The sequence below is a fragment of the Microbacterium sp. ABR10 genome (assembly GCF_057812175.1).
The window spans coordinates 3,564,918-3,579,344 of record NZ_CM173821.1; the positions used below are offsets into that span (position 1 = coordinate 3,564,918).

The window sequence follows — 14,427 nt, forward strand, 5'->3', positions numbered from 1 at the left end:
ACCTCCGCCGCACAGAGAGCGCTGACACGTGGTGGCTGAGCCTGTCGAAGCCACCCCCGACCCGGGAGCCCGGTCCTACAGCGCGCCGCCGCGACGCTCGCGCTCGAGGAAGGCGATGGTGTCGGTATGCTGCGGGGCGTCGAGGATCTGGGCGGGCGTGCCCTGCTCGACGACGCGTCCGTTCTTCAGGAAGACGATACGGTCGGCCACCTCACGAGCGAACGACATCTCGTGCGTCGCCATGAGCATGGTCGACCCGCGGTCGCGTAGTACCCGCACCAGGTCGAGCACCTCGCCGACGAGCTGCGGATCCAGCGCTGACGTGATCTCGTCGAGCAGCAGCAGCTCGGGATCGGTCATCACCGCGCGCACGATCGCGACGCGCTGCTGCTGGCCGCCGGAGAGACGGTCGGGGAACTCCCGCGCCTTGGCCCCGAGGCCGAGCTGCTCGAGCAGTTCGGTGCCGCGGGCGTAGGCGTCGGGTTTCGGCATCCGGTGCACTTTGCGCGCGGCGAGCGTGACGTTGTCGATCACACGCAGGTGCGGGAAGAGGTTGAAGTGCTGGAAGACCACGCCGATGCGTGCACGGGCGGAGTCCTCGTCGATGGTGGGATCGGTCAGATCGTCGCCGTTCAGCAGGATCTGGCCGTCGTCGACACGCTCGATGAGATTGATGGTGCGCAACAGCGTCGACTTGCCCGACCCCGACGCGCCGATGAGCACGACGACCTCGTGCTGGTCGATCGCGAGGTCGATGCCGTCGAGCACCACGTGGTCGCCGAAGGTCTTGCGAACGCTGCGGACGTCGAGCACGCTCACACGACCCCGCCCGTCTGCTCGCGCTTCGCCAGCCGCGCCGAGACGTAGTCGGTGAGCCGGATCATCGGGAGCGCCATGGCCACGAACAGCAGCGCCGACACGACGTACGGCGTGAAGTTGTAGTACTCGGCCGCGGCGATCTGCGCTGCGCGCACGGCATCCACCGCTCCAAGGACCGAGATGAGCCCGACATCCTTCTGCATCGACACGAAGTCGTTCATCAGCGCCGGGATGACCTTGCGCACGCCCTGCGGGATGACGACGATGCGCAGCGTCTGTCCGTGCGTGAGGCCCATCGAGCGGGCGGCGACCCGCTGCGAGGGATGCACGGCCTCCATGCCCGCGCGCAGCACTTCGGCGACGTACGCCGAGTAGGTCAGCACGATCGCGATCGTTCCCCACAGCACGACCGGCACACGTCCGAAGATGCCCAGCGCGGGCAGGCCGAAGCCCACGAGGTACAGCACGATGAGCAGCGGGATGCCGCGGAACAGGTCGGTGTACACCGTGGCCAGGGCGCGCAGCGGGAAGAAGACGGGTCCCCGCAGCGACCGCAGCACCGCGAGCGTCGTTCCGAGGATCGCCACAGCGAACGCCGCGACGAACAGCACCTGGATGTTCAGCCACAGCCCGACGAGGATCGACGGGAAGCTCGCGATCGCGATGTCGATGTCGAAGAAGCTGCGGCGAACGTCCTCCCAGCCGGGGCTGGAGAGTACCGCCCACCCCACCACGACGACGAAGACAACGGAGCTGACGAACGCGATCAGCACGGACGTCATCGACTGCCGACGCCGCTCGAGACGCCGACCGAGTTCGAGCTCGCTCGGACGCCACTCGGCATCGAGGGGGGTGGATGCCACGGCTGTTACTTCAGCACGGGAGCGGCGGCCGTGCCGCCGAGCCACGTCTGCTGCAGCTCGTCGAGCGTGCCGTCCGCGCGCAGAGCGTCGACGGCCTCGCTGACCGCGGTGGTCAGCGCCGAGTCTTTGGGCAGCACGAACGCGAGCTCGTCACCGCCGACCGAGGAGTCGGGCAGCTGGCCCACGACCTTGCCGTCGTCGAGCACGGCACCGGCGAGGTAGAACGCGGTGGGGAGGTCGACGATGATCGCGTCGACCTGGCCCGCCTGGAGAGCGGCGACGGCGTCGTCGTTGGAGTTGTAGACGCTGAGGTTGGCGGTGCCGAGCTGGTCTTCGGCGACCTGGTAGCTGGTCGTGGCGCTCATCACGCCGACCGGGATGTTCTTCAGCTCGTCGACAGCAGTGGCAGACGCAGCGGGCGACGACCCGGTCGTCACAACGGCCTGCGTGGTCGTGTAGTACGGCGACGAGAAGTCGACGGCGTTCTTGCGCTCGTCGGTGATCGAGAACTGCTGCACGTTGAGGTCCCAGTCCTTCGGGCCCGGAGCGATGGCGCTGTCGAACGTGGAGCGCACCCACACGACGTCATCCTTCGAGAAGCCGAGCTGCGTGGCCACGGCGTCGGCCACGGCCGCTTCGAAGCCCTCGCCCGAGGCGGGGTCGTCGTTCTCGACCCATGGCGAGAACGCGGGCTCGCCCGTGGCGATGGTGAGCTTGCCGGCGGTGACGGTCTGCAGCGCGCCCTCGGAGGCGGGGGCGTCACCGGCGTCGGAGCCGGTCGGGGCGAAGGCGCAGGCGGTGAGCGAGACGACCGTGGCGGCGGCCACGGCGGTCAGGGCGGCGGCGCGGCGCAGGCGTGCGAAAGCGGTCACGATGTCTCCTCGTGGACGTATCGGGGGCATCCCCGGAGTGCTGTGTGGAGCACATGGTACCTACTCGGCGGGGCTGCGGCCGTCTGCGGAGAAACCCGGCGACACGCGGCGGGGTCCTCGCATGGCGGCTACCGCTCCCCCGGTTTGGGGCGGGTTCCTCGCATGACGGCCACCGCTCCCCCGGTTTGGGGCGGGTTCCGCGCTTCGGGGCGGACAAAAGACGCCCCAAAGGCACCAAACGCGCCCCAAACCCCTGAAAAGCCGCCCCAACGCAAGCCGGCACCCCCGGCGGAGACGCGGAACGGCCCCGCCCTGCCGAAGCAGGAACGGGGCCGTTCTCGAGAGTGCTGCGAATTACTTCGCGGCGACCACCTGGAGGGTGATCACGGCCGTGACGTCGTCACGCAGGCGAACGGTCGCCTCGTGCTCGCCGACCGACTTGATCGAAGAGGTGATCTGGATCTTGCGCTTGTCGAGCTCGCCGAGACCGGCAGCCTTGACGGCGTCGGCGACATCGGCGGTCTTGACCGAACCGAAGAGGCGACCCTCGTTGCCGGCCTTGACGGCCAGCTTGACGGTGTTCGACTCGAGCGAGTTCTTCAGGGCCACGGCGTCTTCGTGGTCGTGGATCGCACGGGACTCGCGGGCCGCGCGGATCGACGCGACCTGCTTCTCGCCACCGCGGCTCCAAGCCACGGCGAAGCCCTGCGGGATGAGGTAGTTGCGGGCGTACCCGCTCTTGACCTCGACAACGTCACCGGCGCTACCGAGCCCGGTGACCTCATTCGTGAGAATCAGCTTTGCCATCGGGTGCTCCTTAGCGGCCGGCGCCGGCGTAGGGCAGGAGAGCCATCTCGCGCGCGTTCTTGATGGCGCGGGCGATCAGGCGCTGCTCCTGCACGGAGACACCGGTGATACGACGGGCGCGGATCTTCCCGCGCTCCGAGATGAACTTGCGGAGGGTTGCGACGTCCTTGTAGTCGATGACGCCGACGCGGATCGCCTTCGCGGGGGCTGCGTTCTTCGCGCCCTTCCGCGGCTTGCGGCGGTCGCCAGTGGCCTTGCCAGCCATGCTTCCTTCTTTCGTGTGGTTCGGATGCCGAGCCGGTCACGCGGACCGGGGCATGGCATCCGGAATTTCAGGGGTCGTCGCGCCGTGAGGCGCAGCGAAGATCAGAACGGGGTGTCGTCTCCGTAGGAACCGGGAGTGCTCCACGCGTCGGCGCCGCTGTTGTTGTTGCCGCCGCCGTTGTCCGAGCCGGGGGTCGACCACGGCTCGTCGTTCGACTGCTGCACCTGCGGGCGCTGACCGCCACCGCCGCCACCACCGCCGCCGGAAGCGGCACGGGTGACCTGGGCGGTCGCGTAGCGGAGCGAGGGACCGATCTCATCGACTTCGAGTTCGATGGAGGTGCGGTTGTTTCCCTCACGGTCCTGGTACGAACGCTGCTTGAGGCGACCGGTCGCGATGACACGGCTGCCCTTCGTCAGCGAACCGGCGACGTGCTCGGCGAACTCGCGCCACACCGAGGCGCGCAGGAAGAGCGCCTCGCCGTCCTTCCACTCGTTCGCCTGACGGTCGAACGTGCGGGGGGTCGACGCGATCGTGAAGTTCGCCACCGGCAGACCGTTCTGCGTGTAACGCAGCTCGGGGTCGGCGGTGAGGTTGCCCACGACGGTGATGACGGTTTCGCCGGCCATCGTCGTTACTTCGCAGCCTTCTCGGCGGACTCGACCTTGCGGGGAGCGGCGGCCTTGCGGGCAGCCTTCTCCTCGGAGCGCTTGGCCTCGGCGGCGACCTGAGCGATCGCTTCTTCGGCGCGCAGGACCTTGGTGCGCATGATCTGCTCGTTCAGCTTCAGCTGACGGTCGAGCTCGTTCGTGGCCTCGCTGGTCGCGACGAAGTTGACGACGGCGTAGATGCCCTCGTTCTTCTTGCGGATCTCGTAGGCGAGACGACGGCGGCCCCAGATGTCGACCTTGTCGATGGTTCCTCCATCGGCCGTGATGACCTTGAGGAATCCGTCGAGCTTCGGAGCGACCTGGCGCTCGTCGACCTCGGGATCGAAGATGACCATGAGTTCGTACTGGTGCGTCACTAACCCACCTCCTTCGGACTAGAACGGCTGACGGGCATTTCCCGGCAGCAGGAGGGTGTGGTGCACGTCGTCACGGGCTCACACGCGCATGGGCGTCGCCGGACAACCTTCGTAGTCTAGCGGATGCCATGCGTCGGCGTTTCCCCGGCCGCAGCGACGGGGCGGGAACGCCTGCGCTCCCCCTCCCCGATGTCCGACGCTCCCGATACGGTCGAACGGGGAGGCGACACATGACGACACCTGCAGCGCTCGACACCGCGCCGCTGACCGAGCCCGTCGACAAGGCGGCGGTACGTGCGTTCACCGCGGAGCTGCGGCAGCGGGGCGCGCTGCGGGGCCGCACCGTGTCAGTGGTGATCCTCGTCATCGTGGGACTCGCGTTCGCCCTCATCGGCGTCCCGCTCTTCTTCTCCGTTGTCGTCGCAGTGTTCACCGAGAGCAGCGGCAACCCCCTCATTGCCCTGCCCTTCCTCGTGATCCTCGCCATCGTCGCGGTCGTCGCCGTGGCGATCGTGCGCGGCTTACGCGGCTCGGCCGTCCGTCGCTACCGGCTCGACCGCTTCGCGCGCGCGAACGGCATGACCTGGCATCCGGGATACACGAATCCCCCGCTCCCGGGCATGATCTTCGGCATCGGCAACGACCGGGGCACGCACGATCTCATGCGCCGGGAGCATCCGCGTTTCATCGAGGTCGCCAACTACCGCTACGAAACCGGCTCGGGTAAGAACAAGCAGACCCACCGGTGGGGTTATGCCGCGCTCCGCCTCGACACTCCGCTCCCCCACATCGTGCTGGATGCCGTGGGCAACAACGGTCTGTTCGGCGGCTCCAATCTGCCGGTCAGCTTCGGGCGTGGGCAACGTCTGAGCCTCGAGGGCGACTTCGATCAGCACTTCGCGCTGTACTGCCCCGAAGGGTACGAGCGTGACGCCCTCTACCTGTTCACGCCCGATGTCATGGCCCGTTTCATCGACAACGCCGCGCAGCTCGACGTCGAGATCGTCGACGAATGGCTGTTCCTCTACTCCCGGCGCGACCTGTCGACGCTCGACCCCGCGACCTGGCAGTGGGTGATGTCGACCGTGGGCGCGCTCGACGACAAACTCGCGCAGTGGGCGCGGTGGCGAGACGAGCGCCTGGCCGCAGCCCCCACCGCGGGCGCGGTGGCATCCGGAGTGCCGGGGGCGTCGACCGAACCGGCGGCGCTGCTCACCCCTCCCCCGGTCGGCGTCGCAGCACCAGGACGACGCCTACGACGAGGCTTCTCGTGGGTGACCGTGCTGGTCGCCGTCGCAATCGGCGCGTGGTGGCTCTTCACCATCGTGTTCGACGTGCTGGGGTCCTGACCCCGCGCACTTCGACAAGCGCGGTCCCGACCCCGCGCGACGCGTCAGTGCGCCGACCACCCGCCGTCCATCGTGTAGCTCGCGCCGGTGACCATCGCGGCATCCGGTCCCGCCAGCCAGAGCGCCAGCGACGCGACCTCGGACGGCTCGACGAGACGTTTGATCGCGGCATCCTGCAAGAGGATCGTCTCGAGCACCTCCTCCTCGGCGATGCCGTGCGCGCGGGCCTGATCGGCGATCTGCTTTTCGACAAGCGGCGAGCGCACGTATCCCGGGTCGATGCACACGCTCGTCACGCCGTGCGGGCCGCCCTCGAGCGCGGTTGTTTTCGAGAGGCCCTCAAGGCCGTGCTTCGCGGTGACATACGCCGACTTGAACGCCGACGCGCGGATGCCGTGCACGCTCGAGACGTTGAGCACGCGCCCGAAGCCGCGCTCGTACATTCCCGGCAGTGCTGCGCGAATGAGGAGGAACGGCGCCTCCAGCATGAGCCGGAGCATGAACGAGAAACGCTCGGGGTCGAACTGCTCGATGGGGCTGACGTGCTGGATGCCGGCGTTGTTGACGAGGATGTCCACGTCGAGGCTGAGCTCATGCAGCGCCGCAGTGTCGGACAGGTCGACGACCCACGGGCGACCGCCGATGTCGGCGGCCACGCGTTCGGCGCCCTCGGCGTTCAGGTCGGCGACGGTGACCTCGGCCCCGGCGCCCGCGAACGCGCGCGCGATCGCTTCGCCGATACCGCTCGCTCCCCCGGTGACGAGGGCGCGACGGCCGGTCAGGTCGGTGCTCATGCGGATCCCTTCGCTCCCACGCGGTCGGCCGTACGCGCCGCGTCGGCGGCGTCGATGTCCCGCAGCGAGATCCCGCGTGTCTCCTTCAACGACAGCACAGCGATCGAGGTGACGATGCACGCCGCGACGATGTAGAGCGCAATCGGTAGCCACGAGCCGAAATCGCGCAGCCATTGCGTCGCGAGGATCGGAGCGAGGGAACCCGCGAGGATCGCCGTCACCTGGGCGCCGAGAGAGACGCCCGAGTAGCGCATGCGCGTCGGGAACAGCTCGGCCATGACGGCGGGCTGTGGGGCGTACATGCCGGCGTGGAACACCAGGCCGATCGTCACGGCGAGCACGATCATCACGGGGTTGAGCGTGTCGAACATCGGGAAGGCGAAGAAAGCCCAGGTCGCGCTGAGGATCGCGCCCGCGAGGTACACCGGGCGGCGTCCGACGCGGTCGGCGAGCCGGCCGAGCGGCGGGATCACGGCGAAGTGCACGACGTGGGCGATGAGAAGTGCGAGCAGCAGCTGACTGGTGTCGTAGGAGTGCACGACCTTGAGGTAGACGATCGAGAAGCTGACGACGATGTAGTAGACGATGTTCTCCGCGAAGCGGACGCCCATCGCCTGCACGACGCCCTTGGGGTAGCGGCGCAGCACTTCGACGACACCGAACGAGGTCGCCTTTTCCTGCTCGACCTGCGCCTTGGCCTCGAGGAAGATCGGCGCCTCTTCGACGTGACGGCGGATCCAGAAGCCGACCAGCACGATCACGGCCGAGAGCCAGAAGGCGATGCGCCAGCCCCAGTCGAGGAACGCGGCCGGGCTGAGAACGAACGAGGTGATCAGCAGCACGAGGGTGGCCAGCAGGTTGCCGACGGGCACAGCGGCCTGCGGCCAGCTCGACCAGAACGCGCGGCGACGGTCGGGGCTCTGCTCGGCGACCAGCAGCACGGCGCCGCCCCACTCCCCTCCGACGGCGAAGCCCTGGATGAACCGCAGGGCGACGAGCATCGCGGGGGCCCAGTAGCCGACGCTCGCGAAGCCGGGAAGGCATCCCATGAGGAACGTCGCGGCACCGACGATGATGATCGTCGCCTGCAGCGTGGGCTTGCGGCCGAACCGGTCGCCGATCTGGCCGAACACGATCCCGCCCAGCGGTCGCGCAACGAAGCCGACGGCGTAGGTGACGAAGGCGGCGATGATGCCGTCGAGCTGTGAGCCCGACGACGGGAAGAAGAATGTGCCGAACACGAGGCTGGCGGCGGTGGCGTAGAGGAAGAACTCGTACCACTCCACGACCGTGCCGGCCATGGAGGCGGCGACGACCCGGCGGATCCGGTTCGTGGGGGGCTCAGCGCTCTGACGTGCGCGGGTGGGGGAATCCATGACGCTCCTTCGGTGTCGGCGGTGACATCCGCACGTCAGTCTGGGCGGGTGCACGCACTGCGGCAATGCCCAGTTGCACGACGCGAGTGTGCAGAATTGCAGAATGGATGCCGATACCGTCCGCGCCGACGACCTGCTCACTCTGCTGGCGGTCGCGCGCACCGGCCGCTACACCGCCGCCGCGCAGCTGCGCGCGGTGGACCACACGACGGTGGCGCGCCGGATCGGCGCGCTGGAGGAGGCGCTGGGCGGCCGGGTGGTCACGCAGTCCGGCCGTGGGTGGGAGCTCACCGCCCTCGGCCAGCATGCCGCCGAGACGGCCGGACGCATCGAAGCGGCCATGTCGCAGCTCGCGGCCGGGGGAGAGGAGCCCGATCCGGTGTCAGGCGTCGTCCGCATGTCGGCGACCGACGGCTTCAGCGCCTTCATCGCCGCCCCCGCGATCGCGCGTCTGCGCGAGCGGCATCCGGATCTGTCTGTCGAGATCGTCGCCGCCCAGCGGCGCGCCTCTCTGCACAGGCCGGGGCTCGACCTCGAGGTGGTGGTGGGGCAGCCGCAGACCACTCGGGGGTCGAGCGTGGAGCTCGGGCCGTACACGCTCGGCATGTACGCCTCACGCGCGTACCTGTCGACGCACGGGAGCCCCCGGGACCTGGAGGATCTGCAGCGCCACCGCCTCGTCTACTTCGTCGACGCGATGCTGCAGGTGGAGGCGCTCGACCTGCCGCGTCGCGTCGTGCCGCGGATGCGCGACGGAGTGACCTCGACGAACGTGCTCGTGCAGGTCGAGGCGACCTGCGCCGGCGCCGGGATCGGGATGCTGCCCTGTTTCGCCGCCGACCGTCACGACGACCTCGTACGGTTGCTGCCCGAGATCGTCAGCGAGCGTTTGCCGTACTGGATGGTCGTGCGCGCCGACTCGCTGCGCATCCCCGCGGTGGTCGCTCTGGCGGAGGCGCTGCGTGAGCAGACGGCGCGGTCGAAGGAGATGCTCGACGGTGTGTGAGGCGGTGGACCGGTGGCTTCGACAGGCTCAGCCACCTCGAGCCCGGTTCTCCCGCGCGGGAGGACGCTGAGCCCGCCCACCGTTCCGGACGAGACAGCACCGCACGCGCGCCGACCGCTGGCTTCGACGTGCTCAGTCACCTCGGGCCCGGCGCAGGGGCGCCACGAGGGATCAGTCGAGCTCGCGCGTGATCGCGATGGTCTCGCTCACGGTGCCGCCGGCACCCTGCACCGCGAGGGTGAACACCTGATCGGCGTCGCTGCACGCGAAGACCAGGCCGGAGAAACCGGCTGAGCTGAGGTCGACCTCGGCCGCGGGTTGCACCGAGGCGTCGCTCGTCGCGACGCCGATCCAGGCCCGCTCGGCGCCCTCGCTGGTCCACGAGAACGTCAGCGGCACGGTGCTGGCGCGGTCATCAGGACAGGCGGCCACCGTCGGTTCGACGGAGAAAGCCGAGATGACCGGGCCTTCCGTCGAAACCGACGGGGGAGTGGATGCCACCGACGCCGGCGCCGACGCCGGCGCCGACGCCGGCGACGCTCCGGCCGCGGGAGGCGACGAGGCAGTCGAGACGGTTCCCGCAGACGTCGGCTGCGCCTCCGGTGCGGTCGAACCCGTCGTGGTCACCGCCCAGATGGCCAGGGCGACGCCGCCGAGGACGAGGGCCGAACCCACGGCGAGCGCCGCTCGGCGGGGAGGACGGGGGGATGCCGGGTCGGAGGCCGTGGCATCCGGTGTCTGCGAGGGCTCTTCGAGGTGGGTCATGGGTGGAACTCCAGAGGGGGGACTCCGGGGAGGGGCGGGTGCCCCTCCCCGGAGCGGGGTCAGCGCGTCGAGGTCTTCGAGCGCGTCCGACCGATCACGATCAGCCCGACACCGATCATGCCTGCGGCGAGCGCGAGCCAGCCCAGCGATGACACGTCGGCGGCGCCGGTCTGCGCGAGCGGTCCCGAGCCGGTGCCGGGAGCCGGAGTCGCCGAGGCGGTGGGCGCGAGCGTCGGTACGGCCGTGGGGGCCGCGGTCGGCTCGGCCGTCGGTGCGACGGTCGGCTCCGGGGTGGGCTCGGGCGTCGGCGCCACGGTCGGCTCGGGCGTCGGCTCCGGGGTCGGCGCCACGGTCGGCTCCGGAGTCGGGGTCGGGGTCGGCTCGATGACCACGGGCTCATCCGCTGCCCAGAACACCGCGCGGGCGATGTCGCTGAAGGCGCCGACCGGGTGCGCGCGGAAGGTCGGCGACGTGCCGAACACGAAGGCGCGTGTTCCGGACGGACCCGTGAGCGAGACCGCCGACGCCTGGCCCGCGGCATCCTGGATCGACTGGCCGGGAGTGCTGCGCCAGTGACCCGCCACGAAGGCGTCGGTGCCGGCGTACCGCTGCTCGATCGTCACTCCGGCCGCCGGGGCGGGGAACCACGCGAACGGATACCCGAAGGCGGTGTCCTGCGGGTAGTCGCCCAGCACACCCTCAGCCGGCGTTTCGACCTGGGCGATGCCGTTCGATCCGCGGGTGCCGGTCACCGCGGTGAGCGGTGCGACGAAGGTGTTCACGAAGGCGGCACCGCCGGCGCCGCGACCCACGACGGGCTTGCCGTCCGCGATGAAGGCCGTCACCCGGTCGGCGCCGGCCTGCTCCTCCGGCGTGAAACTGAGCCCGGTTCCCACGTAGAGGACGTCGACGGCGGACAGGTCGACCTCACCCGCGGCCAGGGTGGCGGCGGTCACGGGAACGAGTCCGGTGAAGCCGAGCTTGGTCAGCGCATCGCGGTCCCCCGCGTCGCCGACGTATCCGATACGCACGCTGCGCAGCTCGGTGGCGTCGGTCGCCGCCGCCCCGCCGAGTTCGAAGTCGACACCGAACACCGAGGCAGCCAGGGCGGCCGCATCGCGTGACCGGGCGTCCGCCCCCACGACCACCGTGCCGTCCGGCAGCTGCGATAGAGCGACGCCCGCGGCGAGCAATGCGTTGATCGCCTGCCAGTCGGCCACACCCCGCGGCTCGAACGTCAGCGAGCCGGCGCCCGCGGGCACGGAACCCGTCAGCGGGGCCTCGGTGACCGCCTCGACCGCGGTGGTCGGCGCCGGGTCGGTGGTCTCGCCGATGCGCGCGACATCCGCACCCCAGAGCAGCGAGAGGCTCCACGCCGAGATGTCGTACATGTCGGGGACGCGGTCCGAGATGTCGGAGCCGTCGGCCAGGAGCACATTCGCCAGGCCACGGAGCGGCTGATGCATGTCGACGTAGAACGAGCCCGCCGGGTAGTCCACGCCGTTCAGGCGCGCGCCCGTCGTCAGACGCTCCACCTCGATGCCGTTGACCAGCAGCTGCTGCACGAGCGTCTGCGCATCGGAATCCGAACGCTGACCGCCGCCCACGGGAATGACGTACGCGCGCGGGAAGTCGGCGTTGTAGATGTCGGTCTCATCCCAGATGTCGGTCCACTCCGCGGGCACGCCCGGGGCGAGGTCCTCGGGTGCGACGTCGGCGGGGATCTCGCGGCTGGGCTCGCCGGCCTCGCCGCGGCGGAAGATCTCGATCTGGTTGTCGAGCAGCGCATCGCTGTGCTCGTCGACGTAGTCCACGACGGTGTCGATGACGACCTCCGCGACCTCGATGTTCACCTTCGCGCGGGCGGGCTGGTCGCCCGAACGCCCCAGCGGCAGCTCGACGGTGTTGGTGATGGCGCCCTGGTACGCCACGTACTGCGGCGCGAAGATCGGGGGCCAGTCGTCCCACCCCGACCGCTGGTCACGGTAGGGGATGTTGATGAAACCGGTGTTGGTCTCGGTCACGCTGTCGGTCGCCGGGTCGTAGTAGGTGTTACCGGGGATGTTCGCCGCGGTCACGGCATCCTCGATCTCCAGCGCCGTGGCGTAAGCGTGCGGCACGAAGAGGTCGTATTCGTAGTTCTCACCGTGCGGGGGGCCGCAGGGCTCGACCTGCAGCACGTCCGTGTAGCCGTGCAGGTCGATGAAGTACGTCGGCTGGATGACGCTCGCCAGGTCGCGAACGATGGATGCCTCGGCCGTGGCGCCCGTGATGAAGTCGCGGTTCGGGTCGTAGCCGTTCGCGGTTCCGCGCTGCCCGAGGGCACGGCCGTCGGGGTTGTTGGTCACCGTGAAGTAGATGCGGTGATCGTCGAGCATCTCGGTCGTGGCCGGATCGGTGGACGTGGCGAGGTCCTCGATGTAGTTGAGGGTCGCGTCGGTGCCCTCCCACTCGTTGCCGTGGATGTTGCCGTTGAACCACATCGGCACCTTGTACTCGCTCTGCAGCGTCGCATCCGCGGCGGCGGCCGTCGGGTCGGCCTTGACGAGGTCGCGCCAGTCGGACTGCTGCGCCGTCTGCGCGGTGGTCTCGGGGGTCGTGACGGTCACGAGGTAGATGTCGCGACCCAGCGCCGAGGTGCCGACGACCTGCGCCGAGACGCGGTCGCTGGTGTCCATGAGCGTGTTCAGGAACGGCGCGATCTCGTCGTAGGGACGCACGCCGCGCGCGATCGATGCGTCTTCGGGCAGGTCGGGGAACACCTTCAGCTCGGGCTGAACGGGGTAGCTGGTGGGCATGTCGATCAGCGGCGACACGGGCCGCACCACACTCAGCGAAGGGGGAACCATCGCGGCCGAAGCCGGGAGGGCGGCGAACACGGTGGTCGCGGCGAGGCCGCAGACGACAGTGCCCGCGAGGATGCGTCTCTGCACGGGGTCTCCATGGGGTTCGCGTCGCGCGACGTGGAGCTTCTCGCGCGACGAGGGGGGGGACGGATCGGTTGGCCGATCCTGAAAGAAACCTATGGATGCCGTGTTACGCCGCTATGACGAAAGTCCAACGCCGTGTTACCGCTACCGGGGGAACGCATCGTTCCGCGTCCGACATGACAGAGAGTGTCGGGGCCGACCCCTCTGTCGCGCGCAGCCGGAAGGATGGATGCCATGACCTCCCCCCAGCGCGTACGTTTCGGTTACTGGACCCCGATCTTCGGCGGGTGGCTGCGCAACGTCGACGATGAGCAGACGCCCGTCTCGTTCGCCCACATCGCAGAGATCGCCCGCGCCGCCGAGGAGGGCGGGTTCGACCTGACACTGATCCCCGAGCTGAACCTCAACGACATCAAGGGCGTTGAGGCGGCGTCCCTGGATGCGTGGGCGGTCACCGCGGCGCTGGCGGCGGTGACCTCGTCGCTGGAGCTCATGGCGGCGGTGCGTCCCGGTTTCCACAACCCCTTCCACACCGCGAAGCAGGCGGCGACCATCGACGAGATCAGCGGCGGACGGTTCACCCTCAACGTGGTCTCGGCGTGGTGGGCCGAGGAGGCGAAGCAGTACGACGGCCTGTTCAGCGCGCACGACGACCGCTACGCCCGCACGATCGAGTGGGTGGAGGTGCTGCGCGGGCTGTGGACCGAGACGCCGTTCTCATACGAGGGCGAGTACTACCGCACCGAGGGGACGTACACCGAGCCGAAGCCCCGCGTCGTCCCGCGCCTGTACGCCGGTGGCGAGAGCGAGGCCGGTCGCACGGCGATCACCCGCTTCGCCGATGCGTACCTGACCCACGGCGGCACGCTCGAGGAGCTGTCGACGAAGGTCGCCGACATGCGACGCCGTCGCGACTCGTCCGGCGGGAAGCCGTTCGAGGCGTTCGGCATGGCCGCCTACGCCGTGGTGCGCGACACCGAAGCCGAGGCGCAGGCCGAGATCGAGCGGATCACCGACGTGCGCGGGGGAGCGGCCTACGGGTCGTACCAGGACTTCGTCAGCAAGTCGAAGCTCGACACCCCGGTCGACCTGAAGGAGTACTCGGTGTCGAACCGCGGCCTGCGGCCCAACCTCGTGGGCACCCCCGACCAGGTCGCCGAGCGCATCGTGGAGTTTGCGAACGTGGGCGTCTCGACGCTGCTGCTGCAGTTCTCGCCGCACCTGCCCGAGTTGCAGCGTTTCGCCGCCGAGGTGATCCCGCGCGTGCGGCGCCTGGAGGCGTCGCGCGACGCGTGACCGCGCCCTCCCACCCCGCTTGAGTGTCCAAGACACGCCGCGTCGCGGCCGCGCGCACGGCATGTCTCGGACACTCAACTGCGCCGGCAGCCCGGCATCGCCGCCGCCGCCCGCCGCAGGCGGACCCTGCGCCCAACCTGTTGAGTGTCCAGAACATGCCGCAGCGGCCCGGCGCGCACGGCATGTCTTGGACACTCAACTAAGCCCGCCGCCCGCGGCCGTGCACCAGGACGCGAGGCGAATGCGAGGTGGCTGAGC

The 14,427-nt window shown here is 69.6% G+C and carries 14 protein-coding genes; 3 read left to right on the plus strand and 11 right to left on the minus strand.

The features are described from left to right. Positions 1 to 75 precede the first annotated feature (75 nt). From ACXKZF_RS16450 to rpsF, 7 genes are all read right to left on the minus strand, one after another. Entirely contained in the window at positions 76 to 819 is a 744-nt protein-coding gene (locus ACXKZF_RS16450) for an amino acid ABC transporter ATP-binding protein (RefSeq protein ID WP_488984949.1), read from the minus strand. Beyond that, positions 816 to 1,682 (minus strand): amino acid ABC transporter permease, encoded by an 867-nt coding sequence (locus ACXKZF_RS16455; protein WP_488984950.1) that lies wholly within the window; start codon positions 1,680 to 1,682, stop codon positions 816 to 818. The genes ACXKZF_RS16450 and ACXKZF_RS16455 overlap by 4 nt, the downstream gene beginning before the upstream one ends. A gap of 5 nt (positions 1,683 to 1,687) precedes the next feature. Beyond that, a complete protein-coding gene (locus ACXKZF_RS16460) occupies positions 1,688 to 2,554 on the minus strand; it encodes an ABC transporter substrate-binding protein (protein WP_488984951.1) in 867 nt (288 codons plus the stop codon). A gap of 354 nt (positions 2,555 to 2,908) precedes the next feature. Next, positions 2,909 to 3,361, minus strand: a complete 453-nt coding sequence (gene rplI / locus ACXKZF_RS16465; protein WP_055952614.1) for a 50S ribosomal protein L9 — start codon at positions 3,359 to 3,361, stop codon at positions 2,909 to 2,911. Between the two features lie 10 nt (positions 3,362 to 3,371). Then, complete coding sequence (rpsR, locus tag ACXKZF_RS16470) at positions 3,372 to 3,626, minus strand: 30S ribosomal protein S18 (protein WP_013584646.1); 255 nt, start codon at positions 3,624 to 3,626, stop codon at positions 3,372 to 3,374. Between the two features lie 101 nt (positions 3,627 to 3,727). Continuing rightward, positions 3,728 to 4,255: a single-stranded DNA-binding protein gene (locus tag ACXKZF_RS16475; RefSeq protein ID WP_488984952.1), complete on the minus strand. Its 528-nt coding sequence runs from the start codon at positions 4,253 to 4,255 to the stop codon at positions 3,728 to 3,730. 5 nt (positions 4,256 to 4,260) lie between these two features. Further along, complete coding sequence (gene rpsF / locus ACXKZF_RS16480; protein WP_013584644.1) at positions 4,261 to 4,653, minus strand: 30S ribosomal protein S6; 393 nt, start codon at positions 4,651 to 4,653, stop codon at positions 4,261 to 4,263. A 230-nt stretch (positions 4,654 to 4,883) separates the two neighbouring features. Between rpsF and ACXKZF_RS16485 the strand changes: the two genes are divergently transcribed. Beyond that, positions 4,884 to 6,002 carry a hypothetical protein gene (locus tag ACXKZF_RS16485; RefSeq protein ID WP_488984953.1) on the plus strand — a complete coding sequence of 373 codons (1,119 nt, stop codon included), beginning with the start codon at positions 4,884 to 4,886 and terminating at the stop codon, positions 6,000 to 6,002. A 44-nt stretch (positions 6,003 to 6,046) separates the two neighbouring features. Here the strand turns inward: ACXKZF_RS16485 and ACXKZF_RS16490 are convergent, their stop codons facing one another. After that, positions 6,047 to 6,796 carry a 3-hydroxybutyrate dehydrogenase gene (locus tag ACXKZF_RS16490; RefSeq protein ID WP_488984954.1) on the minus strand — a complete coding sequence of 250 codons (750 nt, stop codon included), beginning with the start codon at positions 6,794 to 6,796 and terminating at the stop codon, positions 6,047 to 6,049. Continuing rightward, positions 6,793 to 8,172, minus strand: coding sequence for an MFS transporter (locus ACXKZF_RS16495; protein WP_488984955.1), 1,380 nt, complete (start codon positions 8,170 to 8,172; stop codon positions 6,793 to 6,795). Before ACXKZF_RS16495 ends, ACXKZF_RS16490 begins: the two co-directional genes overlap by 4 nt. A 103-nt stretch (positions 8,173 to 8,275) precedes the next feature. On the opposite strand from ACXKZF_RS16495, the gene ACXKZF_RS16500 reads away from it, so the two are divergent. Beyond that, the gene (locus tag ACXKZF_RS16500) at positions 8,276 to 9,178 is read left to right on the plus strand and encodes a LysR family transcriptional regulator (protein ID WP_488984956.1); all 903 of its coding nucleotides are present in this window, start codon (positions 8,276 to 8,278) and stop codon (positions 9,176 to 9,178) included. Positions 9,179 to 9,349: 171 nt separating this feature from the next. On the opposite strand, the gene ACXKZF_RS16505 is transcribed toward ACXKZF_RS16500, so the two are convergent. Continuing rightward, on the minus strand, positions 9,350 to 9,943 hold the full coding sequence (locus ACXKZF_RS16505; RefSeq protein ID WP_488984957.1) for a hypothetical protein: 594 nt from the start codon (positions 9,941 to 9,943) through the stop codon (positions 9,350 to 9,352). Positions 9,944 to 10,002: 59 nt separating this feature from the next. Next, a complete protein-coding gene (locus tag ACXKZF_RS16510; protein WP_488984958.1) occupies positions 10,003 to 12,876 on the minus strand; it encodes a M14 family zinc carboxypeptidase in 2,874 nt (957 codons plus the stop codon). A 231-nt stretch (positions 12,877 to 13,107) separates the two neighbouring features. Here ACXKZF_RS16510 and ACXKZF_RS16515 point away from each other — a divergent pair, with 231 nt between their 5' ends. Continuing rightward, complete coding sequence (locus ACXKZF_RS16515) at positions 13,108 to 14,169, plus strand: LLM class flavin-dependent oxidoreductase (RefSeq protein WP_488984959.1); 1,062 nt, start codon at positions 13,108 to 13,110, stop codon at positions 14,167 to 14,169. Positions 14,170 to 14,427: the final 258 nt, after the last annotated feature.

Coding starts and splice junctions, on each gene's coding strand:
- rplI (WP_055952614.1), bottom strand. CDS start 3,361: ATGGCAAAGCTGATTCTCACGAATGAGGTCACCGGGCTCGGTAGCGCC.
- rpsR (WP_013584646.1), bottom strand. CDS start 3,626: ATGGCTGGCAAGGCCACTGGCGACCGCCGCAAGCCGCGGAAGGGCGCG.
- ACXKZF_RS16475 (WP_488984952.1), bottom strand. CDS start 4,255: ATGGCCGGCGAAACCGTCATCACCGTCGTGGGCAACCTCACCGCCGAC.
- ACXKZF_RS16485 (WP_488984953.1), top strand. CDS start 4,884: ATGACGACACCTGCAGCGCTCGACACCGCGCCGCTGACCGAGCCCGTC.
- ACXKZF_RS16490 (WP_488984954.1), bottom strand. CDS start 6,796: ATGAGCACCGACCTGACCGGCCGTCGCGCCCTCGTCACCGGGGGAGCG.
- ACXKZF_RS16495 (WP_488984955.1), bottom strand. CDS start 8,172: ATGGATTCCCCCACCCGCGCACGTCAGAGCGCTGAGCCCCCCACGAAC.
- ACXKZF_RS16500 (WP_488984956.1), top strand. CDS start 8,276: ATGGATGCCGATACCGTCCGCGCCGACGACCTGCTCACTCTGCTGGCG.
- ACXKZF_RS16505 (WP_488984957.1), bottom strand. CDS start 9,943: ATGACCCACCTCGAAGAGCCCTCGCAGACACCGGATGCCACGGCCTCC.
- ACXKZF_RS16515 (WP_488984959.1), top strand. CDS start 13,108: ATGACCTCCCCCCAGCGCGTACGTTTCGGTTACTGGACCCCGATCTTC.